We start from the raw sequence: 23,116 nt of genomic DNA on the forward strand, positions 1-23,116 counted from the left end.
ACTCGTTTGGTGCGTTTCGCTACGGTCATCGTTGCTCCTAGATGCTGGCAGTCTCCTGCCAAATGACCGTTTACACAAAACTAATTACACCCTCTTTCTTTGTCGCTTTGGACAAAGAAATGACGCGCCGCCACGCGCAGTGGCTAATAGTGATTAAGAGAAAATCCGACTCACGCAGACCGCTAACCCTGAAAGCAGCAACCCGGCACTGACTCCGACCGCTAACCCTGGAATCACCCAGAACCCAAAACCCCGTCCACCGGCGCGAGCGAAATCACTCCGGCGAAGCGAAATCACTCCAACCGCCCGATGCCATCGGCCACCAGCAGATCCACCAATTTGCGGGCAAATAACGGCAGCGCTTGCAGGTCCGCCACGCAGATCTGCAAATTACGCACGGCCCAATCGTCCTTCAACGGAACGATCCTCAGGGCCATGGTCTTTGCATGACGCAGCGCGGTGGCTTCGGGCAACACACCCACGCCAATATTCGCTTCGATCATCCGGCACGCCGTTTCGAAGTTGCTGACCTGGATGCGCCAGCGCATCGGCCGCTGGAGTTCAGCCGCTGCCCGTTTGAGAAAACCATAAATCGCACTGGCCTCGGGGGGGCCGATGAAATCGTACTCGAGCGTCTCGCTGAAGTTGACCTTCTGAGCTTGTGCAAGCGGATGACTGAGCGCTGTCGCAAGCACAAGGCGGTCGCGCCGGTACGGCATGGCCTGCAGCCCGTCCGTGCGGACATTGCCCGCCACAATGCCAATGTCGACCGTGCCTTCCTGCAGCGCGCGGACAATGTCGCCGCTCAGCCGCTCCTGCATGTCGATATTGACGTCCGGGTAGTTCACCAGATAAGTGCGCAGCACCGCGGGTAAAAACTCGCTCATCGCCGTGGTGTTCGCCAGCACGCGCACATGTCCCTTTACGCCTTTCGAATATTCCTGCAGGTCGCCGGTCAGTTGCTCGAGTTGCTGCAAGACGCGGCGGGCGTGCAGCAGCAGCGTCTCGCCGGGTCCGGTCAGCGTGACGCCCTGACTCGTGCGGCTGAGCAGCTTGACGCCAATTTGTTCCTCCAGGTTCTTGATTCGCGTGCTGGCGGCCGGAAGCGACAGATGCGAGCGTTCGGCGCCGCGCGTGAGGCTGCTTTGCTCGGCAATATGAGTGAACAGCCGGAGATCGACCAGATCGAAATGCATGGATTCGAGACACGTCCTCGAAGAGACGTTGGCAATGAGGGCAACCGCGATAGTGCGCCTTAAGCGGAAGTTTAACTATTAGCGCAATTACGGGTTAATGCGAGGTTAATCGGGGTTTCGGCATATGCAAATTGTCGGCACGCGATCCATGGGGCAAGCTGCACCGGAATAAAACCGCTGGAGACAAGGCGCATGACAACGCAGCACATGATCGACGGCAAGGTCGTGATCGTAACGGGCGCAGGGGGCGGAATAGGCCGCGATATCGCCTTGCTGATGGCGCGCAACGGCGCGAAGGTCGTGATCAACGACATCGGCGCATCGCTGGAAGGCGAGGGCAAAAGTGCCGGACCGGCGCAGCGCGTGGCGGAGGAAATCGCCGCGTTGGGCGGTGAGGCAACGAGCAATACCGACAGCGTAGCGGAAGCCGACGGCGCACGTCATATCGTGCAGAACGCACTCGATGTATTCGGCCGGGTCGACTGCGTGGTGAACAATGCGGGTATTTTGCGGGACCGTTTCTTCCACAAGATGAGCGATGAAGAATGGGACGCGGTGCTCAAGGTGCACCTGTACGGCACCTTCAATGTTTCGCGTGCGGCGGCGGAGCCGTTCAAGGCGCAAGGGTCCGGCGCGTTCATTCACATGACCTCCACGTCCGGCCTGATCGGTAATCTGGCGCAGGCCAATTACAGCGCGGCGAAGCTTGGCATTGCGGGACTGTCGAAGTCGATCGCGCTGGACCTGCAGAAGTTCGGCGTGCGCTCGAACTGCATCGCGCCGTTTGCATGGAGCCGCATGATCAGTTCGATCAGGATCGACTCGGCGGAGCAGGAAGCGCGGGTCGAGAAGATCAGGCAGATGACGCCCGCCAAGATCGCGCCGCTTGCCGTGTTCCTCGCAAGCGACGGCGCGCAGGACGTCACCGGCCAGATTTTCGCTGTCCGCAACAATGAGATCTTCGTGATGAGCCAGCCGCGTCCGGTGCGCTCGGTGCATCGGAGTGAAGGCTGGACGCCGGAGAGCATTGCCGAGCACGCGATCCCGGCGCTGAGGTCGTCGTTCCATTCGCTCGATGTGTCCGCCGACGTGTTCAGTTGGGACCCGGTGTGATGCGCGAAGGGCGGCAGGTCGACGCCGCACGGCTGGAGATTGCACGTTATGTCCGGACCGGCGACCTCGTGACGTGGGGGCAGTGCGGGGCCGAGCCGTGCACGCTGACTGCTGCGCTAGCTGCGCAGCGAGCGTCGGTTGGCGGACGCTTCGGCGTATTCCTCGGGGCCATGTGGTCGGACTCGCTTAACGCCGCGCATGCGGATGTTATCGACTTCCGTTCCTATACCGGATCAGGAAGGAACCGCAAGCTGGCCGATGCGGGATTGCTGGATATCGTGCCCGTGCATTACTCGCAGCTTCAGAACGTGCTGAAGCCTGACGTGCTGTTGCTGCAGGTGGCGCCGGCAGATGAACACGGCCACTACAGCTTGTCGATCGCGCATGAGTATTTGCTGCCGCTGATCGATAGCGCGCGTGTTGTGATTGCCGAGGTCAATGCGGCGGCGCCGTGGACCTATGGCACGCGCGCGCTGCGTGACACGGACTTTGATGCGTTGATCCATAGCGACCGTGCGCCGCTGGAAATCGAGCGTGCAGAACCAGGGGAAATCGAAGCGCGCATTGCGGCCCACACGGCGGCGCTGATCGACGATGGCATGACACTTCAGTTCGGCATGGGCGTGCTTCCCGAAGCCATCCTTGCAGCGCTTGAGGACCGGCGTGACCTGGGCGTGCACAGCGGCACGATAGGCGATGCGGTCGCGGACCTGACCGAGCGCGGCGTCATTACGAACGCACGCAAGACGGTCGATCGCGGCGCGACGGTGGCCGGCGTGATGATGGCCGGCAAGCGGATGTATCGCTTCGCGCATCGCAATCCTGCGGTGCAGTTCCGGCCGACTTCCTATACGCACGACATTGACCTGCTCGGTCGTATCGATGGCTTTGCCGCCATCAATTCGGCGATCGAAGTCGATCTCACCGGTCAGGTCAATGCGGAGTCCGCCGCCGGACATTACCTGGGCGGTGTTGGCGGGAGCCTCGATTTCATGCGGGGCGCGGCACGATCGAAGGGCGGTCTCGCCGTCGTCGCGTTGCCGAGCCGCACGCGCAACGGCGGCAGCCGCATCGTCGCGCATCTCAGCGGACCCGTCACTACGCCGCGCAGTGACGCAGGCATGATCGTGACGGAACACGGCGTAGCTGATTTGCGAGGGTTGTCGCTGAAACAACGCATGCGCCGCATGCTCGATATCGCCGCGCCGGAGTTGCGTGAAACGCTCGAGACGGAAGCACAGCGAGCCTCACGAATGCACCCGGCCACCCTTATCCAGATACAGGAATGACACGATGAAACGAGCAGCAATCGTTGCACCGGTGCGTACGCCGGTCGGCACCTTCGGCGGCGCCTTGCGCCCCGTTCCCGTTGAGACGCTGGCGGCCACCGTGATCCGCGCGACGCTCGCGCGCAGCGGCGTTGACCCCGAGCGCATCGAAGACGTGGTGTTCGCGCAGTCCTATGCGAACAGCGAGACACCCTGCATTGGACGCTGGGCCGCGCTCGAAGCCGGCTTGCCGGTGCATGTGCCGGGCATGCAGCTCGACCGCCGTTGCGGCGGTGGCCTGCAAGCTGTCGTCACCGCCGCGATGATGGTGCAGAGCGGGGCGGCCGACGTCGTGATCGCGGGTGGCGTGGAGAGCATGAGCAACATCGAGTACTACAGCACGGACATGCGCTGGGGCTCGCGGGCGGGTTCGGTGAAGATGCATGACCGGCTGGATCGCGGCCGCGAACGTTCGCAGCCGGAAGCACGTTTCGGCCGCATCTCGGGAATGATCGAGACCGCCGAGAACCTCGCGAAGCAATACGGCATCTCGCGCGAAGCAGCGGACGAGTACGCCGCGCGCAGTCATCAACGCGCGGCCGCCGCGTGGCGAGCCGGAAAATTCATCGATGAGATCGTGCCGGTCAGCGTGCCGCAACGCAAGGGCGAGCCGCTCGTGTTTTCGCAGGACGAGGGCGTGCGCCCGGAAGCGACAGCGAGCTCGTTATCGAAGCTCAGGCCGTTGCTGAAGGACGGCACGGTGACGGCGGGTAACGCGAGCCAGCAGAACGATGCCGCTGCCGCATGCCTGATCGTCGCCGAAGACAAGCTCGAGGAACTGGGGCTGACGCCAATGGGATATTTCGTTGGCTGGGCCGCGAGCGGATGCGAACCGGCAACCATGGGCATCGGTCCGGTGCCGGCTGTGCAGAAGCTGCTGCGCAGGACGGGCTTGTCGTTTGACGACATCGACCTCGTCGAACTGAATGAAGCGTTCGCGTGCCAGGTGCTGTCGGTGCTCAAGGGCTGGGACTGGCACGACGAAAGCCGGCTCAACGTGAATGGTTCGGGCATCTCGCTGGGGCATCCGATTGGCGCGACGGGCGTGCGCATGCTGACCACGCTGTTGTATGAACTCCAGCGCCGCAAAGGCCGTTATGGACTGGAGACGATGTGCATTGGCGGCGGACAGGGCATCGCGGCCATTTTCGAACGGGCCTGAAGCAGCCGCAGCGTTCGTCGCATTCGTAGCACCCGATAAAACAGAGGAGCAGGAGACATGCTCGACCGATTGAACGCGCAACTTGTGCGGTTGCAGACGCAGCCGTTTTACCGGGGACGCTTGCCTGAGCGCGTGGCGAGCGAAGCGGAATTCGCGCAACGCGTGCCCCTGATGTCACGCGCTGACCTGAGCGCCGAGATGGCGCGTCCCGGCTTCGGCGCGTTCGCGCCCCACGTGCCCGCGGTGCGTATCAACCTCTCGCCGATGGGCAACGCCCTCGTGCCGGTCATGCAGAGCGCGGCAGACCTGCGTGCCATGGAAGCCGCCTGCGCCCGCCATCTCGACGCGTGCGGCATAGGTCCTGGCGATGTCTGCATGGTGACCTTCGGCTATCACCTGTTCGTGGCAGGACTGTTCTACCAGAGCCAGATGGAAGCGCGCGGCGTGGCATGCATTCCGCATGGTCCGGGTGAGACGGAGCGGGCTGCCGATGTCGCGCGCCGTTGCGGAATGACCGTGTTGGCGGGTAATCCGTCGCATGCGTTGAAGCTGATCGAAGCGGGTTGCCCTGTGCCGCGCGTGTTCTTCGCGGGCGGGGAGGCATTCACGGGCAACGAGGCTCTTTATGCCCGCGTGCGTGCCGCTATGCCGGACACCTTGCTCATCGACAGCTTCTCCCTTTCCGAATGCCTGCCCGTCGCCCGGACCTTTCCGGGTGGCTCTGGCGTCCATCTCTTCGATGAACTCCTGTACGCCGAAGTCATTGATCCCGACAGCGGTTTGCCTGTTGCCGAAGGCGAGCGCGGCGAACTCGTGCTGACGCATTTGCAGAAGGAACTGCAACCGCTCGTGCGTTACCGCACCGGCGACCTCACGGTCATGCAGCGCGCCGCGCCCATTCACGGCCGCACCGTTTCGTTGCCGCGCGTGGTGTTCGGTCGCGTCGATTCCATGGTCAAAGTCAAGGGTGTGAAGCTCTATCCATCGGAGCTCAAGGCGGTGCTGCTGGGAATAGATGGGGCAAAGCAGTTGCGTCTCGTGATATCGCACAAGGTGAGCGGCGGGGATCACGTGGCCCTTCAGGTTGAAGGCAACCTGGACGCGGACGGGCTCGGACAACTCGCGGCGCGCTTCAAGCGGCAGACGCTTATTAGCGCGGACGTGATTGAAGCCGTGGAGCAACTGGATGGCAGTGACGCAGTGATCGATCAAAGGAGCACGCAACCCTCATGAACAACGCAACGGACTTCAAGAACGAAACGAACGAAGCGAACGTCCCGCCGTGGCGTTTTATTGTCGGCCACGGCAGTTATGCAGACTTTTCCATTTCGGTTTCACCGGCGGTGGAGCGTGCGGTAGCAGAGGGCATTTCGCCTCCGACGGTCTACCTGAATATCTTCGATGGCGACAGCATCACCATTGGCGTGAATGAAGATCCGCATCAGGTCCTGGACCTGGAATTTTGCCGCGCTAACGGCATCTCGACGCGGCGCCGCGTGAATGGCGGCGGGGCCATCTATGCAGGCAAGGGATCGGGATTTCTCTCGCTCTACCTGCCGGCCAGTCTTGCCAACGTCCCCGCTACGGCGGCCGAAGCGTTCCCGAAGGTGCTCGGACATGTGGCCGCGAGTCTCGAGGAAATTTTCGACCTGAAGGCGTCCTACCGGCCGCTCAACGATGTCGAGATAGACGGTCGCAAGCTGGTTGCAACGTCGCTGAAAATAGAAAGCGGTGTGATGACCTTTCGCATCTTGCTCAACATCAAGGCGATGAATACGGCCCTTGCCGCACAAGCCATGCCGATGGCGCCCGAGAAAGTGCGGGATAAAAAACACAAGGACCTGGGCTCGCGCTACACGTATCTCGAACAGGAACTCCAGCGCCCCATCACGCACGAAGAACTGATCGCGTGGGTGGACACATGCATCCGCCGCGCGTTCGGCGGCGTGGCGCTCCAGGCTGGGCAGTTGTCGCCGGAAGAAAACACCTTCGCACAGCAGGCCGCGCTCGAATTGACGGCGGACGCGTGGTTCAACGAGAAAAGCGAAGCCGTGCGGTATGGACCGCTGATGCTTCCCGGCGACCGTATTGGTCGCGGCAGGAGGAAGGCGCCGGCCGGACTCATCTGGCTGAGCCTGCTCGTGCGCGACGGCCGTGTTGTCCGGGCCATTGTCAATGGCGACTGGCATCCGCGGCCGACGCGTTCCGTCGATTGGCTGGAGGAAGGATTCTCCGGGCTCACTGCGGATCGCGAGGCTTGCGGCCAACACATAGAAGCGTTCATGAAGCGTCAGGATGTCGAGTTCGCGGGTGTGGAGGTGGAGCATCTGATGGACGCACTGGAGCTTGCCCTGAACGATCTTTCCAGCGAGGTGGCGGCATGAGCGAGCAAGCTTTACTGGTCGATATCGCGGACGGGATTGCGACGCTGACGCTCAACCGGCCCGACTCGAAGAACGCGTTGAACGTGGCCATGCGCACCGCATTGCGCGATGCCATCTACGGCATCCGGCAGGACCGTTCAGTGCGCGCGGTGATCCTGCGCGGGGCGGGCAGCGCGTTCTGTTCGGGTGGCGATGTGCGTGGCATGACGGTGGAAAGCGCCGAAGATGGGCGCAACCGGATTGACGATATGCATGGCTGGATCGCGCAGCTCGTGGACCTTGACCGCCCTGTCATCGCGGCAGTGGATGGGGTCGCTTATGGCGCAGGTTTCAGTCTCGCACTCGCTGCCGACTTCGTGATCGCGAGCTCGCGGGCGCGGTTCTGCATGCCGTTCATGAAGGTGGGGCTCGTGCCGGATTGCGCGGCCTTCTACACGTTGCCCCGGGTAGTCGGTCTTGCGCGGGCGAAGGAACTTGTTTTCACGGCTCGCGAGATCGGGGCACAAGAGGCCAAGGACATGGGCGCGGTGCTCGAAGTGGTCGAACCCGGCGCTCTGCATGAGCGGTCTGAGCAGATCGCGCGGGCGCTCGCCGATGCATCGCCGGTTGCTTTCGGTTTATGCAAACGTGCGCTCAACCTGTCGCTGGGCAGTGACCTCAGGACCCTGCTCGAACTTGAATCCGCCACGCAAGGCATTGCCTTTACCACGGGCTTTCATCGCGAAGCAGTGCAGCGGTTCCGCGACAAGGCCGCGCCGCTTTTCACCTGGCCCGCAGCATGACGATCCATTACGAAACACTCAAGAACTGGCCGTTCGAGCCGCTTGAACGCACCTATACGCAGCGGGACGCGATTCTCTATAGCCTGGGCCTTGGCTATGGCATCAATCCGCTTGACGAGGACGATCTCGCGTTCGTCTACGAGAAGGACTTGCGGGTCTCGCCCACGTTTGCCAACGTGCTCGGCTATCCGGGATTCTGGGCGAAGCATCCCGGAACGGGTATTGACTGGGTGAAGCTGTTGCATGGCGAGCAGACCTTGCGCATCCACAAACCGCTGCCGCCGGCAGCAACGGTGGTCGGTCAGTCGCGCGTAGCACGGATCGTCGACAAAGGCGCGGGCAAGGGCGCACTCCTGCTGATCGAGCGAACCATTACCAACAAGCAGACAGGTGAGTTGCTGGCGACGGTGGAGCAGCTCAATTTCCTGCGTGGCGACGGCGGCTACAGCGCGAACGGACAGCCCAGCGATGCGCCGATAGCGGTGCCGCAACCTGTTCCCGAGCGTGCCCCGGACGCAGTCTGCGATCTCGCGACGCGCCCCGAAAGCGCGCTGATCTACCGTCTTTCCGGCGACGACAACCCGCTTCACGTCGATCCCGCCGCCGCACGCGCAGCGGGTTTCGAACGGCCGATCCTGCACGGTCTTGCCACTTACGGCGTGGCGGGTCACGCGGTGCTGAAATTTTCATGCGACAGTCAGCCCGAGCGCCTCGCGATGCTGTATGCGCGTTTTACCGCACCCGTCTATCCTGGCGAGACCATCCGGACGGAATTGTGGCGCGACGCCGAGACTCACGCCGTGAGCTTTCGCTCGCGTGTTCTGGAGCGCGACGTGATCGTGCTGAACAACGGGCGTGCCGAATTGCGCCCGGACCACAACGCCGCCGCGTGACCATCTAGTGACGCTATTGAAAGGACAACACTCATGCCACGAACACCCAAGCCCGTGATCCGCTCAGACATTGCATTCAGCACGCCGGATCGCATTTCAGTGCGCGGCAGGGACCTGCCCAACGAAGTGCTGGGCCATATGAACCTTGGCGATTTCGCTTATCTGCAACTGACGGGGCGGGAGGCGTCGGCGCAACAATCCGCCATGTTCAACGCGATCCTCATCACGTTGGTCGAGCATGGCATGACGCCCAGCGCGATCGCCGCGCGCATGACTTATGCCGGCGCGCCGGAGTCCCTGCAGGCTGCCGTTGCCGCGGGTTTGTGCGGGCTTGGGTCAGTGTTTGTCGGCAGCATGGAAGGCGCTTGCCGAATGCTGTCGGAAGCGTTGCCCGCGGGCACGAAGTCCGATGATCTCGAACAACTCGCCCGCGACACGGTTGCGTCATACAAGGCCCGCGACGTCTCTATCCCGGGTCTTGGCCACCCGTTGCATAAACCTGTCGACCCGCGTACGCCACGGCTATTTCAACTCGCCGCCGACAACGGCATGTCAGGCGACTACGTGAAGCTGATGCAGTTGATCGGGGCGCAAGCGGAGCGTCAATCGGGCAAGTCGTTGCCGATCAACGCGACCGGCGCCATTGGCGCGATCTGCTGCGAATTCGGCTTTCCGTGGCGCATTGTCAGGGGGTTTGGCGTGATGGCGCGTGCGATCGGGCTGGTCGGACACATCATGGAAGAAGCTGAGCGGCCAATGGCGGTGGAGATCTGGCAGCGCGTTGAAGACGAGGCTTCCGCGCACTTGCGCGAGGCGCCGTGAACCGGGCATTAAGTAAAACGAAACCCCCGATTCAGAAATCGCGACTTCGCGAAACAAGCAGACGGGTTCATAGTTGAAGTCGCTGTTGAACCCGCCTGTCGACCCACCTGTCACGTACAACGAGAGACGCCATCGTGCCCGAAGCGACTGAAAAATTCGACGACTGGCTGGACAAGACACAAGTTGTCCATGACGTGATTACCGCGTTCCCGCTGGCGGCCATGGCCGCTACGTTCAATCGCGAGCCCGAGACGAAAAATGTGCCGCCGCTATGGCACTGGCTCTATTTTTTACCGATTGCGCCATTGTCCGAAACCGGCCCTGACGGTCATCCGAAACGCGGCGGTTTCCTGCCGCCCGTGCCATTGCCCCGACGGATGTGGGCGGGCGGACGCCTGACATTTCATGAACCGCTGGTGGTTGGCGAAGCGGCGTCACGCACGTCGACTATCGTGAATATTGAAGACAAGACGGGCCGGACCGGGCGGCTTGTGTTCGTGACGGTCCAGCACGAGATTGAAGCGGACGGTGCGCTCAAGATCGAGGAAGAGCACGACATTGTCTATCGCGATGAGGCCGCGCCCGATGCTTCCAATGTGCCGCAGAAAGAGCCCGCCAAAGCGCCCACGGACGAAACCTTCAGCCGCGAGATCCCGACCGACCCGCTGCTGCTGTTCCGCTACTCGGCGCTGACCTTCAATAGTCACCGGATTCATTACGATCACCCGTATGTCACGCAGGAAGAGGGATATCCGGGTTTGATCGTGCATGGCCCGTTGATCGCAACCATGCTCGTGGATCTGGTGCGCCGCGAATTACCCGGCGCGACCATCGCGAGCTTCGCTTTCCGCGCGCTGCGCCCGACCTTCGCGCCCAATCCATTCACCGTGTGCGGCAAACCGTCGGATGACGGCCGCACTGTCGAGTTATGGGCGAAAGACCATGACGGTTACCTGACGATGCGCGCCACCGCGACGCTCGCCTGAATCTAGAAAAGTCCTCATGCAGACCACTCATTCCGATCAGTTCCAGGACATTCGCGAAGCGGTTCGCGACCTGTGCCAGCAATTTTCCGGCGACTATTTCCGCAAGATAGATGAAGCGCGCGGATATCCGGAAACCTTTGTCGACGCATTGACGAAGGCCGGCTGGCTTGCCGCGTTGATCCCGCAGGAATACGGCGGTTCGGGGCTGGGCCTGACGGAAGCGTCGGTGATCATGGAGGAGATCAATCGGGCCGGCGGCAATTCCGGTGCATGCCACGGGCAGATGTACAACATGGGCACGTTGCTGCGGCATGGCTCCGCGCAGCAGAAGGACCGCTACCTGCCGCAGATTGCGAGCGGGGACCTGCGCCTCCAGTCGATGGGCGTTACCGAGCCCACCACCGGCACGGACACGACAAAGATCAAGACCACTGCGGAACGCCGTGGCGACCGTTACGTCATCAACGGGCAGAAGGTATGGATCTCGCGGGTACAGCATTCGGACCTGATGATTCTGCTTGCCCGCACGACGCCGCTCGCCGATGTAAAGCGCAAGTCCGAAGGCATGTCCATTTTCATTGTCGACTTGCGCGAGGCGATCGGCCACGGCATGACCGTGCAGCCGATCCTGAACATGGTCAACCATGAAACCAACGAACTCTTCTTCGATAACCTGGAAATCCCCGCGGAAAACCTGATTGGCGAAGAAGGGCAAGGTTTTAAATACATCCTCGATGGCCTTAACGCGGAACGTACTTTGATCGCGGCGGAATGTATTGGCGACGGCTACTGGTTTGTCGACAAGGTGACGGCGTATGCGAAAGAACGCATCGTGTTCGGGCGGCCCATTGGGCAGAACCAGGGCGTGCAGTTCCCCATCGCGCGCTCGTTCGTCAATGTGGAAGCAGCGAGCCTGATGCGCTTTGAAGCGGCGCGTCGCTTTGATGCTCACGAGCCTTGCGGGGCGCAAGCCAACATGGCGAAGCTGCTCGCGGCCGATGCATCGTGGGAAGCGGCGAACGCCTGCCTGCAATTCCACGGCGGCTTCGGTTTCGCTTGCGAATACGACGTCGAACGCAAGTTCCGCGAGACGCGCCTGTATCAGGTCGCGCCCATCTCCACGAACCTGATCCTGTCGTATGTCGCCGAGCATATCCTCGGCTTGCCACGCTCGTTCTGAATCATGAGACCTCTCGACGGCATCAAGGTCATTACGCTGGAACACGCGATCGCCGCGCCGTTCTGCACTCGCCAGCTCGCCGATCTGGGCGCGCGCGTGATCAAGGTTGAACGTCCCGGGACGGGCGATTTCGCACGCGGTTATGACGAACGCGTGGAAGGGCTCGCGTCGCATTTCGTGTGGACGAACCGCTCGAAGGAAAGCCTCTCGCTCGATGTAAAACAGCCGGAAGCAGGGAAGATTCTCGATGCTCTCCTGGCCGACGCCGACGTGCTGGTGCAGAACCTTGCACCGGGCGCCGCGGACCGGCTCGGTCTGGGGTACGGCACGTTGAGCAAGCAATACCCGAAGCTGATTGTCTGCGACATCTCGGGCTACGGGGCGGACGGTCCGTATCGCGACAAGAAGGCGTATGACCTGCTGATCCAGAGCGAATCCGGGTTCCTGTCGATTACCGGCTCACCGGGCGAACCGGCGAAAGCGGGCTGCTCGATCGCCGATATTGCCGCCGGCATGTATGCGTATTCGAACATCCTCAGCGCACTGATCTTGCGCGGACGCACCGGCAAGGGCTGCCGGATCGACGTATCGATGCTCGAAAGCATGGTCGAATGGATGGGTTATCCGTTGTACTACGCAATTGGCAATCAAAATCCACCCGCGTTATCCGGCGCGTCGCACGCGACGATCTACCCGTACGGCCCGTTCCTGGCCGGAGACGGCAAGACGGTCATGCTCGGTTTGCAGAACGAACGTGAATGGAAAGTATTTTGCGAGCGCGTGCTTGAACAGCCGTCGCTGGCTACCGATTCGCGCTTCGACGCGAATTCGAAACGCTCGGGATCGCGTGATGTGCTGCGCGAGCTGATTGTTGCCGCGTTCAGCAAGCTGACTGCAGCCGAGGTTGTGCAACGGCTCGACGCAGCGGGCATTGCGAACGCGCAGATGAATACGCTGGCCGATGTCTGGGCGCACCCGCAACTCGAGTCGCGCGATCGCTGGCGCGAGGTGGGCACATCGGCGGGACTGATTCCCGCGTTGCTGCCGCCGGGCATGCCGAACGGTTTCGAGCCGCGCATGGATCCTGTTCCGGCGCTGGGCGAACACACCGACGCCATCCTGCGCGAACTCGGCTACGAACCGTCGCAGATCCAGGCGTTGCGCGAAGCCGGCACCATCTAACCCCTCAGGCGATCACCATGATGACCGATCATCCCAGCCGGACGCTCGCTACCTTCGCGGCATCAATTCATTTCGACGATATTCCGCAGCACGTCGTGGAGCGCACGGTGAACCTGTATGTCGACTGGCTTGGATCGACGCTCGGAGGCAAGGGCGCCCGGCCGGTCGAAAGCATTGCGTTGTTCGCGAGCATGGCGGGCGCGGCGAACGGCAACGGGCAGGCGGAAGTGTTGATCGACCGCACGCGCGCGACGCCGTATTTCGCCGCGATGGTGAACGCCGCCGCCTCGCATTTCGTGGAACAGGACGACGTGCATAACGGCTCGGTCTTTCATCCGGCAACCGTCGTGTTTCCTGTCGCGCTGGCGCTGGCGCAGGCGACGCGTGCATCGGGCCGCGACTTTATCGCGGCGGTGGTGGCCGGGTATGAGGTGGGGATTCGCATTGGCGAATTCCTCGGACGTTCCCACTACAAGGTGTTTCATACGACAGCTACGGCCGGGACCGTTGCGGCAGCGGCCGCGGCGGGGCGGATGCTGGGTTTGTCTCCCGTGCAGATGCTTGACGCGTTCGGTTCGGCCGGTACGCAAGCCAGCGGCCTGTGGGAATTCCTGCGCGACGCCGCGGATTCCAAACAGCTTCACACGGCCATGGCGGCCGCCAACGGCCTCATGGCGGCTAGTCTTGCCGCCGACGGTTTCAAGGGCGCCACGCGCATCCTGGAGGGCGAGAAGGGCATGGCCGCAGGCATGTCTACGGACGCAGACCCGGCACGCCTCACCGACCGGCTGGGCGAGCGCTGGGCGCTGACCGAAACCTCGTTCAAGTATCACGCCGCTTGCCGCCATACGCATCCTGCCGCGGATGCGCTGCTCGCGGTGATGGCGGAGCATGCACTGAAACCACAAGACATCGAGCGCGTGACGGCGAGGGTGCATCAGGGTGCGATCGACGTGCTTGGCGCAGTGACCGTGCCCACAACGGTTCATCAGGCCAAGTTCAACATGGGTACGGTGCTGGGGCTCGTCGCTTATCACGGTTATGCAGGTGTGACGGAGTTCGAAGAGGGTTACACCGCTGCACCCGTCGTGGATTTTCGAAGCAAGGTGGAGATGGTCCTGGACGAAGAAGTGGACCGCGCTTATCCCGCGCGCTGGATCGGCAAGGTGACGGTGCACACGCGCGACGGCCGTGAATTGACCGGGCGTGTTGATGAACCGAAGGGAGACCCTGGCAATACGCTCTCGCGGGAGGAGATTGCGATGAAGTTTCGACGGTTGGCCGATTTCTCCGGGGCGGCGTCGGATGAAGAAGCGTTGCGGTTGCTTGACGCGGCGTGGGGCATTGCATCGGAGACACGCATCGGCTCGCTCTTCGAAGTGGATGTGCGGACATGAGCGAGCGTTCTTATCTGTTCGTACCGGGCAATCGTCCCGAGCGTTTCGAGAAGGCTCGCGCGAGCGGTGCCGACGCGGTGATCTTCGATCTGGAAGATGCGGTCCAGCCGCACGAAAAACCCGCCGCCCGCGATTCGGTGCGGGCGCACATGGACGCGGCCCAGCCCGCGTTCGTACGGATCAATGCAGCGGATACCGAGTGGTTTGGCAAGGACATAGCGTCGATCGCGAGTCATCCGGGCGTGGCGGGCATTGTGTTGCCGAAGGCTGAAACGCGCGAGCACATTGAAGCGGTACTGGCGCATGCGCACCCGTCGCTGACAATTCTGCCGATTGTTGAGACCGCGCGGGGATTCGCCAATCTCACGCTGCTATGCGAGGCCCCACGCGTACAGCGCATTGTATTCGGCACGCTGGATTTCCAGATCGACCTGAACGTGGAGGGTGACGGCGAAGAACTCAACCTGTTCCGCTCGCAGATCGTGCTCGCATCGCGGCTGGCCGGCCTGATCACGCCGGTCGACGGCGTCTCGACCGTGCTGGACGACCCCGTTTCTATCGAGTCCGAAGCAAGGCGAGGCCGCCGGTTTGGTTTCGGCGCGAAGCTTTGTATTCATCCGAAGCAGATCGACCCGGTGCATCGCGCTTATGCGTGGATTGCCGAGGAGCAGGCATGGGCCGAACGCGTGCTGCGTGCGGTGGAAGCAAGCGGCGGTGCGGCCGTGGCTGTCGACGGAAAGATGGTCGATATGCCGGTGATCCTGAAGGCACGGCGAATTGCGGGCGTGCATTGAGGAAGCCCGGGCAAACACACGACTGGAGACAGGCTCATCTATGTGCTTTTAATCTGCTTTACTGAACATTTAACATCTGAAGAATAAATCTGCCGCAGTGACGGTGTGATCAAAACATAACAGACGCAGGAGACAACACAATGGCATGGACAAAGCGGCGGCTCGCCGCTGCGCTATCCGTTTGCGCGCTCGCCGCAGCACTGGGCGCGGCGCGCTGGGAGGCTATCGCCAGTGCAACGGCTGCCCAGGCGGAGGACCTTAGAATCGGCGCGTTATTGCCGATGAGCGGCCCCAACGCCGAATACGGGCAAACCTTCGGATCGGGCGCGGATCTTTCCGTCGCCCATGTCAACGCCGATCATCTGCTTGCCGAAAAACTGGTGCTGTCGTACGAGGACAGCCAGGCATTGCCCATGCAGGGCGTGCTCGGCATGAACAAGCTGGTGAACGTGTACCGCACGCCGTTTGTATTGACGGGGTTCACCGGCGTATCCAAAGCGATCGCGCCGCTTGCGCGGCGCAGCCAGACGGTCGCGGTCAACGGCGGCGGCGTCGGACCGGATCTCGCGGAGCTTGGGTCCTATTTCTGGAACGTGATCCCGCTGGCCAACTCGGAGGTGCGCGCGATCATTCCGTACCTCGTCGGCGAACGCAAGCTGACGCGCTTCGTACTGATCTACGTGGACGATCCGCTCGGTCAGTCGATCAATCAGGAGCTCGCACAGGACCTGCCGCCGGCGGGCGCGACGCTGGCTGCTTCGTTCGCCGTGCCGGCCGGGTCGCAGCAATTCGGCGGGGTGGTCGCGCGGGTGCGCGATGCAAAACCCGATCTGATTTTTATCGCTTCGTATGGCGCACAGCAGTCGCAGATCGTGAAGCAGTTGCGCGACAACGGTGTGTCCCAGCAGATTGCGAGTTACTCGGCGTTCAGCATTCCCGCCATCAACGCGCTGCCCGAAGCGAAAGGCGCGCTCTATACCACGCAGCGGTTCAACTGGAATGCACCCGACAAGCTGACGCAGCGTTTTGTCACGGACTACACGCAGAAGTACGGCCGCAAGCCCACTGCGTACGCCGCGAACTACTACAACGCAGTGCGCCTGTTTGCGATCCTCGCGGCGCAACTCGAGCATGAGGGCAAACCTGTGACCGGCGCGAATTTGCTCGATGTACGCCAGCGGCTTCAGCACTTCGACCTGGTGGGCGGCAGCGTTTCCTTCGATGCGAACGGCACCGTCCGCGCGCCCATTCAAGTCAACCAGATCGACGGGGCCGGCGGCACTGTCGTGTCCACTCGCTGACGGAGGGTCCGATGCTGCTTCTGCAACTGCTCATCAACGGCATCCAGCTCGGAGCGCTCTACGCGCTGACGGCTGGTGGTTTCTCGCTCATCTTCGGTGCCACGAGGATCTTCCATTTCGCGCACGGCGCCGCCTTTATGATCGCGGGCTACGCGTTCTATGAGGTCTGCGACAAGCTGCATCTGCCGTGGTACGTGGGACTTATTGTCTCCGCGGCCGTCACGGTGATATTCGGTGTGCTGCTGGACCGGCTGGTCTACACGCCGATCAAGCGTCACGAGAACTCGTTTTTCACCTTGTTCGCAGGCGCTTTCGGCGTGGGGATCATCGTGCAGAACGCCATCGCGTTCTTCTTCGGACGGGGTTTCGTCGCCATCTCCACGCCGTTGTCCAAGGGCGTGCAACTGTTGCCCGGCCTGTATGTATCGCCGCTTGCCGGTATTGCGGTGGTTGTCGCGGTGCTGGCGTTCTTCGGGCTGCATCTGTTTCTGTCACGCAGTCATACGGGCATGGCGTTGCGTGCGCTTGCCGACAGTCCCGAGCTGGTCCGCGCGTATGGCATGTCGCCGCAGAAGCTGTCACAGACAGCCTTCGCGCTCGGCTCGTTGCTGGTCGTGCCGGCTGCCATTCTAAGCGGCGCAAGCGCGGGCCTGAATCCATCGGTCGGCAGTCACGTGATGCTGATCAGTCTCGCCGCAACCATTGTGGGTGGCGTGGGAAGCCTGCGCGGCGCCGCGTTTGCCGGACTCCTGCTCGGTCTCGCCGAAAGCCTTGCGCTCGGCTGGTTCAGTTCGCAGTGGAGCGAGGCGGTTGTGTTCGTCGTGCTGTTCCTGTTCATCCTGTTTCGCCCGTCCGGCTTCTTCGGCCGTGCGCTGGTTCACTAAAGCGAGGACTGTCACCATGTTTGCCTACTTGCTGAACCTGTCGGTGCTTATCTGCGTGAACGCCATCCTCGCGATGACGCTCAATTTCCTGATGGGGTACGCCGGCATCTTTTCACTCGCGCATGCGGTATTTTTTGGCGTTGGCGCCTACACGGCCGCGTTCGTTTCGATGCACATCTCCGACTCGTTGTTCGTTTGCACTGCCGCCGCGATGATCCTCTCCGCCGGGTTATCACTAGCCTTGGCCTTGCCGGCGCTCAGGGTGAGGGGGGAGTATTTTGTCGCGGCTTCACTGGGACTGCAGATGCTTGCGGTCACCGTGTTTTCCGAATGGCGCTCCGTAACGGGTGGTCTCGGCGGCATCACGAATATTCCGGCCGTCAAGGTCTTCGGCGTGGCGATAGAAACCGCAAACGGCTTCTTCGCACTCGCGCTCGGTTTCCTGGTCGCCGTCGGCCTGGTGCTGACCGTGCTGGTGCGGTCGAGCTTCGGGCGTAACCTGCAAGCCATTCGCGACAGCGAGTCCGCGGCGCTTGCGCTCGGCAAGAACGTGGCGGCCATCAAGACGCTGTCCGTGGTGGTTGCCGCAGCGCTCGCCGCTACGGCGGGCGTGGTCTACACGTTCTACCTCAGCTTCATCAACGTGGAAGGATTCACGCTGGATCTTTCCGTGCTGCTGATGGCAATGGTGATCATTGGCGGGACAGGGTCCTTGTTCGGGCCGGTCGTGGGCGCGGCGTTGCTGATGCTGTTGCCGGCCGCGCTGAGCTTCGTGCCGGGGCTGCCTCAGGCGGAGGTTGGTCTGGTGCAGCAAGCGGTGTATGGGCTCGTGATGGTGCTGCTGATGATCTACCGGCCCGGCGGGATTGTTGGCGCCGGCAAGCGCCGCTTGTCGACGAAGGGGGCGCAATGAACGCGATTCCGCAGGTTGCGTCACATCCGGTCGAGGCTTCGAGCGCACGTCCGGTGCTGCTCGAGGTCCGCAATCTAGGCAAGCGCTTCGGCGGACTGCAAGCCGTCACTGACGTTTCGCTGGAACTGCGCGGCGGCATAGTCACCACGCTGATCGGTCCGAACGGCGCGGGCAAGACCACCTTGTTCAATTTGATCACCGGGCACCTGACGCCGAGCTCCGGCGACGTTCTCTACGAAGGCCGTTCGATTGCCGGTAAGCAACCGTGGGAGATTGCACGCCAGGGCGTTGGCCGCACGTTCCAGGACTTGCATCTGTTCTCGCGGATGACCGTAGAGGAAAACATCCTCACGGCGATGGAAAAAAGCGCGTGGCTCTGGCAACCGGGCGGCCGGTCCGCCCGCCGTCGACGCAGCGAAAAGGTCGCGGAGATCATGGCGGCCACGCATCTCTCCGGACTGGCGCATGCGCGCGCCATCGACCTGGCCTATGCCGAGCGCAAGTTCCTGAGTGTCGCGCGCCTGATTGCCAGCGATGCAAAAATTTGGCTCCTCGATGAACCCGCGTCCGGCCTCGATCCGCGTTCTTACGATCGCTTCGTTGCGTTGCTGCGCTCGCAAGTGGCGGGCGGAGTAACGGTCTGCATCATTGAACACAACCTCGATGTGGTGGTGAACGTGTCGGATCGCGTGGCCTTTCTCGACCAGGGAAAACTGCTGGCGCAGGGCACGCCGCGGGAAGTGCTGGACGACCCGCGTCTTGCATCCATCTATTTCGGGGAGACAGCATGAGCACACCCGTCCTGCAGACACGCGCGCTGACCGCCGGTTACGGCGGCCGCGCGGTCCTCAACGGCATCAGCATCGAATTACGCGAAAACGAAGTGCTGTGCCTGCTCGGTCATAACGGCGCCGGCAAATCCACGCTGGTGAAGTCGCTGTTCGGCCTCATGCCGGCCAGCAGCGGCGAGATTCTTGTCGATGGCGTCAAGCGCTTGCACCAGGGCGCGCGAGCATCAACGGCCGCAGGCATTGCACTTGTCCCCGAAGGGCGCGGCGTGTTTCCCAGCCTGAGCGTGGAGGAGGTCATCAAGCTCGGACTGTGGGCCGCGAACGTGCCGGTCGCCGAACATGGCGCGCGTGTGGACTGGGTCACGACCGTGCTGCCCGACATCAAGAAGTTTTATAAGCAGCGCGCCGGATCGCTCTCCGGTGGTCAGCAGCAAATGGTCTCCATCGGCCGCGCGTTGCTTTCAAGGCCACGTTGCCTGCTGATGGACGAACCGTCCATTGGCCTCGCGCCGAAGCTGTTCCAGGATTTGCTCGGACCCATTCGACAGTTGCAGCAGGACACACGCATGTCCATCCTGCTGGTCGAACAGAATGTGCGCGAAGCGCTGAAGGTCAGTGACCGCGTGGTGGTGATGAAGTCGGGCACGCTGATTCGCGAAGCGCTGCCCGCCGAGCTTGATACCAACGCCAAACTCATGGAGCTGTACTGATGTCTGCGCCTTCCACCCTCAATGGTCTTCTCGACGCTCATCTTGCTGCGCATCCTGAACGCACTGCATTCATCGACGGCGAGCAACGCGTAAGTTATGCGCAATTCGACGCGCTCGCCGAGCAGGGCGCGCGCTGGCTCGAAGTGCAGGGCATGGTCGCGGGCGACCGCGTGGCGGTGTGGCTCGTGAACCGCATTGAATGGCTTTCGCTGCTGTTCGGCGCAGCACGGATTGGCGTGACGGTCGTGGCGGTGAACACGCGTTACCGGCACGCAGAGGTGGAGTACATCCTTGCGAAGTCGCGAGCAAAAATGCTGGTGCTGCAGTTGAATTTTCGCAAGATCGACTTTCCGGCGGAACTCGCCGGGGTGTCGCCCGAGGCAGTTCCCTCGCTGCAAAAGATCGCCGTGATCGATCACGACGAGCGCACGCCTGCCACGGTGCTGGACCGGCCGACGGTCGCCTGCGACCTGGCATCGTATGGCGGCGAACGATTGCATCGGGGCGGTGAAAGCGCTGACGCTCCGCTGATTCTCTTCACGACGTCGGGCACGACCAAGGCGCCGAAACTGGTCGTGCATCCGCAGCGGACCATCAGCAGACACAGCAGCCGTGTGGCCGATGCTTATGGTTTTGCCGCACCCGGCGCAGTGATGCTTGCAGCGCTGCCGTTTTGCGGTGTGTTCGGATTGAACGGGGCGCTGGCGGCATTCGCGGGCGCGGCGCCGGTCGTGTTGATCGATACCTTCGACGGCGCCGAAGGCGCGAGTCTGATCCGCCGGCATGAAGTCACGCATACGTTCGGCAGCGACGAAATGTATCGTCGTCTCGCCGATGCCGTGAGCGACGAGCGGCCGTTTCCATCGGCTCGTGTATTCGGATTTGCCGCGTTCCAGCCGGGCGTGTCGACTTTCGCGGAGAAGATGGCCGAACGTGGTTTGCCGCTGATCGGGCTGTATGGATCGAGCGAAGTGCAGGCGCTGTTTGCCCTGCAACGTCCCGATGCACCGTTTGAACAACGCATTGAAGGCGGCGGTTATCCCGCTTCTGGCGAAGAGGCGCAGATCCGCATTCGCGATGTAGACACGGGCGAACTCCTGCCGGCCGGCATGAGCGGCGAGATCGAGATCGCGTCGCCATGCAACTTTGTCGGTTATCTGGAGAACCCTGAAGCTACTGCGGAAGCGCTGAGTGCCGACGGTTTCTTTCGAACCGGTGATGTCGGCCGGCTGCGTGCTGACGGCAGCTTTGTCTACGAGACCCGCAAGGGCGACGCTATCCGGCTCTCGGGCTTTCTCGTCAACCCGGTCGAGATAGAAGACGAGATCAAGTCGATCGACGGCGTGGACGACGCACAAGTGGTGGCAGTCGTACTCGATGGCCAGCCGCGCCCCGTTGCGTTTGTCATTCCCCTTGCAGGCCATGACATCGACCCGGCGATGGTGATCGGTGTCGTCAAGTCGAGGATTGCCGCGTTCAAGGTGCCGGCGCGGGTGTGGAGCGTGGACGCGTTTCCCGTGACGCAAAGCTCGAACGGCGTAAAGATCCAGCGCGCGCGATTACGCGAGATGGCCGTTACGCGGGTACTCGCGGAAGCGGCGCGCTAGACCATCTCCATCATCCAATAACAGGAATATCACTCCATGGCGTATTCCCTCTTCTTCGAAGACTTCGAAGTCGGGCAGTCGTTTGAAAGCGGCGGCCGGACCATTACGGAAACCGACCTCACGTTCTTTTCAATGCTCTCAGGCGACTGGAATCCGATTCACGCAGACGCCGAGTTTGCGAAGACCACGCGCTACGGGCAACGCGTGGTGCACGGGACGCTTGGTATTGCGATAGCCACGGGCATGCTGCACGAGATGGGTATCTTCCACGAGAGCGCGGTGGCGATGATGTCGCTGAATCAATGGAAGTTCGTCGCGCCTATCCTGGTTGGCGATACCCTGCATCTGCGCCTCGAAATCACTGAACTCGATCCGGGAAAGAGCGAACGCGTCGGCCGGCTTGGCCGCCGTTTTGTGATGCTGAATCAGCGTGACGAAATCGTGCAGGATGGCTTGAGCGATCTGCTGATCAAGAAACGCGGAGCCCGATAATGGCGCATGCAATCCTGGAGAAGCTTCGCCTTCCGGTGCTGGCCGCGCCCATGTTCCTCGTGTCGAATCCGCAGCTTGTAGTGGCGCAATGCAAGGCCGGGGTGATCGGCAGTTTTCCGGCGCTGAATGCGCGGCCGCAGGCATTGCTCGATAGCTGGTTGACGGAGATTGAAACCCAACTCGCGGCCAACGCCGCTGCGACAGCGCAACCGGTCGTGCCGTTTGCCGTCAACCTGATCGTGCATCCCACCAATGTGCGGCTTGAGGAAGACCTGAGCGTGATTGTCGCGCACCGCGTACCGATCGTGATCACGTCCTTGCACGTACCGGAGCGCGTGGTCGAACGTGTGCATGCCTACGGTGGACTCGTTCTGCACGATGTGACAACCGTACATCATGCGCGCAAGGCGGCAGCGGCGGGCGTGGATGGATTGATCCTCGTCTGCGCCGGTGCCGGTGGTCACGGCGGTACGCTGAACCCGTTCGCGCTGACAGCGGAAGTGCGGCGTTTCTTCGATGGCATTCTTGTGCTTGCCGGTGCAATCACGGACGGCGCTGCGGTGCTCGCCGCTCAGGCCGTAGGTTGCGATCTCGCCTACATGGGTACGCGATTTATCGCGACGGAAGAGGCGGGCGCAGTCGCGGGACACAAGGCGATGATCGTCGCCGCGAACGCCCGCGATGTGGTCTACACACCGTTCTTCTCGGGTGTTCCCGCAAACTATTTGAAGGAGAGTATCCGAGCGGTCGGACTCGATCCTGACGCGTTACCCGCGGAGGGCGCGCAAGCGGATTTCAGCAAGGGGCAAACGCGGCCGAAGGCATGGAGCGAGGTGTGGGGAGCCGGGCAGGGTGTGGGCAATATCGACAGTATTGAGCCTGTGGGTAAATTGGTCGAGAGGCTGGCCCGAGAGTATGCGGAAGCCGGGAGGCGTGTGGGGGTTCCGGCTTGATTGCACCACGATCCGAGTCACGCAACAGCGCGCGGCCCGGATCGTGGAGTCTTAAGGAATGGATCAGCCAAGTTCTTTCACAAGTTCCGGCACCAGCGTGAACAAATCACCCACGAGGCCATAGTCCGCTACGCCAAAGATTGGGGCTTCAGCGTCCTTGTTGATCGCGACGATCACTTTCGAATCCTTCATCCCGGCCAGATGCTGGATTGCACCCGAGATACCGACGGCAACATACAGGTTAGG

At 62.1% G+C, this 23,116-nt stretch carries 23 protein-coding genes; 21 read left to right on the top strand and 2 right to left on the bottom strand.

The window, feature by feature from the left end; translation table 11 throughout:
* Positions 1-293: 293 nt before the first annotated feature.
* Positions 294-1,196: a LysR family transcriptional regulator gene (locus tag ABH944_RS43500; RefSeq protein ID WP_404615482.1), complete on the bottom strand. Its 903-nt coding sequence runs from the start codon at positions 1,194-1,196 to the stop codon at positions 294-296.
* 207 nt (positions 1,197-1,403) lie between these two features.
* On the opposite strand from ABH944_RS43500, the gene ABH944_RS43505 reads away from it, so the two are divergent.
* From ABH944_RS43505 to ABH944_RS43605, 21 genes are all read left to right on the top strand, one after another.
* Positions 1,404-2,309, top strand: coding sequence for an SDR family NAD(P)-dependent oxidoreductase (locus ABH944_RS43505; protein ID WP_404615524.1), 906 nt, complete (start codon positions 1,404-1,406; stop codon positions 2,307-2,309).
* Positions 2,309-3,598 (top strand): acetyl-CoA hydrolase/transferase family protein, encoded by a 1,290-nt coding sequence (locus ABH944_RS43510; RefSeq protein WP_404615484.1) that lies wholly within the window; start codon positions 2,309-2,311, stop codon positions 3,596-3,598. The genes ABH944_RS43505 and ABH944_RS43510 overlap by 1 nt, the downstream gene beginning before the upstream one ends.
* A gap of 4 nt (positions 3,599-3,602) precedes the next feature.
* Entirely contained in the window at positions 3,603-4,799 is a 1,197-nt protein-coding gene (locus ABH944_RS43515) for an acetyl-CoA C-acetyltransferase (RefSeq protein ID WP_404615486.1), read from the top strand.
* Positions 4,800-4,856: 57 nt separating this feature from the next.
* Positions 4,857-6,032: a phenylacetate--CoA ligase family protein gene (locus ABH944_RS43520; RefSeq protein ID WP_404615488.1), complete on the top strand. Its 1,176-nt coding sequence runs from the start codon at positions 4,857-4,859 to the stop codon at positions 6,030-6,032.
* Positions 6,029-7,183 carry a lipoate--protein ligase family protein gene (locus ABH944_RS43525; RefSeq protein ID WP_404615490.1) on the top strand — a complete coding sequence of 385 codons (1,155 nt, stop codon included), beginning with the start codon at positions 6,029-6,031 and terminating at the stop codon, positions 7,181-7,183. The genes ABH944_RS43520 and ABH944_RS43525 overlap by 4 nt, the downstream gene beginning before the upstream one ends.
* Positions 7,180-7,965, top strand: a complete 786-nt coding sequence (locus tag ABH944_RS43530) for an enoyl-CoA hydratase/isomerase family protein (protein ID WP_404615492.1) — start codon at positions 7,180-7,182, stop codon at positions 7,963-7,965. Before ABH944_RS43525 ends, ABH944_RS43530 begins: the two co-directional genes overlap by 4 nt.
* Positions 7,962-8,858, top strand: coding sequence for a MaoC/PaaZ C-terminal domain-containing protein (locus ABH944_RS43535; protein WP_404615494.1), 897 nt, complete (start codon positions 7,962-7,964; stop codon positions 8,856-8,858). The genes ABH944_RS43530 and ABH944_RS43535 overlap by 4 nt, the downstream gene beginning before the upstream one ends.
* A gap of 33 nt (positions 8,859-8,891) precedes the next feature.
* Entirely contained in the window at positions 8,892-9,680 is a 789-nt protein-coding gene (locus tag ABH944_RS43540) for a citryl-CoA lyase (RefSeq protein ID WP_404615496.1), read from the top strand.
* 134 nt (positions 9,681-9,814) lie between these two features.
* A complete protein-coding gene (locus ABH944_RS43545; protein ID WP_404615498.1) occupies positions 9,815-10,666 on the top strand; it encodes an HTD2 family dehydratase in 852 nt (283 codons plus the stop codon).
* 16 nt (positions 10,667-10,682) lie between these two features.
* Positions 10,683-11,846, top strand: coding sequence for an acyl-CoA dehydrogenase family protein (locus tag ABH944_RS43550; RefSeq protein ID WP_404615500.1), 1,164 nt, complete (start codon positions 10,683-10,685; stop codon positions 11,844-11,846).
* Between the two features lie 3 nt (positions 11,847-11,849).
* Positions 11,850-13,028 (top strand): CaiB/BaiF CoA transferase family protein, encoded by a 1,179-nt coding sequence (locus ABH944_RS43555; RefSeq protein ID WP_404615502.1) that lies wholly within the window; start codon positions 11,850-11,852, stop codon positions 13,026-13,028.
* 20 nt (positions 13,029-13,048) lie between these two features.
* A complete protein-coding gene (locus ABH944_RS43560; RefSeq protein ID WP_404615526.1) occupies positions 13,049-14,425 on the top strand; it encodes an MmgE/PrpD family protein in 1,377 nt (458 codons plus the stop codon).
* On the top strand, positions 14,422-15,219 hold the full coding sequence (locus tag ABH944_RS43565; protein ID WP_404615504.1) for an HpcH/HpaI aldolase/citrate lyase family protein: 798 nt from the start codon (positions 14,422-14,424) through the stop codon (positions 15,217-15,219). Before ABH944_RS43560 ends, ABH944_RS43565 begins: the two co-directional genes overlap by 4 nt.
* 140 nt (positions 15,220-15,359) lie before the next feature.
* Positions 15,360-16,520 carry an ABC transporter substrate-binding protein gene (locus ABH944_RS43570; RefSeq protein ID WP_404615506.1) on the top strand — a complete coding sequence of 387 codons (1,161 nt, stop codon included), beginning with the start codon at positions 15,360-15,362 and terminating at the stop codon, positions 16,518-16,520.
* Between the two features lie 11 nt (positions 16,521-16,531).
* Entirely contained in the window at positions 16,532-17,404 is an 873-nt protein-coding gene (locus tag ABH944_RS43575; RefSeq protein ID WP_404615508.1) for a branched-chain amino acid ABC transporter permease, read from the top strand.
* 16 nt (positions 17,405-17,420) lie between these two features.
* The gene (locus ABH944_RS43580; RefSeq protein ID WP_404615510.1) at positions 17,421-18,317 is read left to right on the top strand and encodes a branched-chain amino acid ABC transporter permease; all 897 of its coding nucleotides are present in this window, start codon (positions 17,421-17,423) and stop codon (positions 18,315-18,317) included.
* Positions 18,314-19,108: an ABC transporter ATP-binding protein gene (locus tag ABH944_RS43585; RefSeq protein ID WP_404615512.1), complete on the top strand. Its 795-nt coding sequence runs from the start codon at positions 18,314-18,316 to the stop codon at positions 19,106-19,108. The genes ABH944_RS43580 and ABH944_RS43585 overlap by 4 nt, the downstream gene beginning before the upstream one ends.
* Positions 19,105-19,818, top strand: a complete 714-nt coding sequence (locus ABH944_RS43590; protein WP_404615514.1) for an ABC transporter ATP-binding protein — start codon at positions 19,105-19,107, stop codon at positions 19,816-19,818. Before ABH944_RS43585 ends, ABH944_RS43590 begins: the two co-directional genes overlap by 4 nt.
* Complete coding sequence (locus tag ABH944_RS43595; RefSeq protein ID WP_404615516.1) at positions 19,818-21,425, top strand: AMP-binding protein; 1,608 nt, start codon at positions 19,818-19,820, stop codon at positions 21,423-21,425. The genes ABH944_RS43590 and ABH944_RS43595 overlap by 1 nt, the downstream gene beginning before the upstream one ends.
* Before the next feature lie 36 nt (positions 21,426-21,461).
* Complete coding sequence (locus ABH944_RS43600) at positions 21,462-21,917, top strand: MaoC/PaaZ C-terminal domain-containing protein (RefSeq protein ID WP_404615518.1); 456 nt, start codon at positions 21,462-21,464, stop codon at positions 21,915-21,917.
* Positions 21,917-22,870, top strand: coding sequence for an NAD(P)H-dependent flavin oxidoreductase (locus ABH944_RS43605; protein ID WP_404615520.1), 954 nt, complete (start codon positions 21,917-21,919; stop codon positions 22,868-22,870). The genes ABH944_RS43600 and ABH944_RS43605 overlap by 1 nt, the downstream gene beginning before the upstream one ends.
* Positions 22,871-22,933: 63 nt before the next feature.
* Here ABH944_RS43605 and ABH944_RS43610 read toward each other — a convergent pair.
* Positions 22,934-23,116: electron transfer flavoprotein subunit alpha/FixB family protein (locus ABH944_RS43610; protein WP_404615522.1), on the bottom strand; the 183-nt coding region annotated here is incomplete at its 5' end.

Source organism: Caballeronia udeis (genome assembly GCF_044909315.1).
GTDB lineage: Bacteria > Pseudomonadota > Gammaproteobacteria > Burkholderiales > Burkholderiaceae > Caballeronia > Caballeronia udeis_A.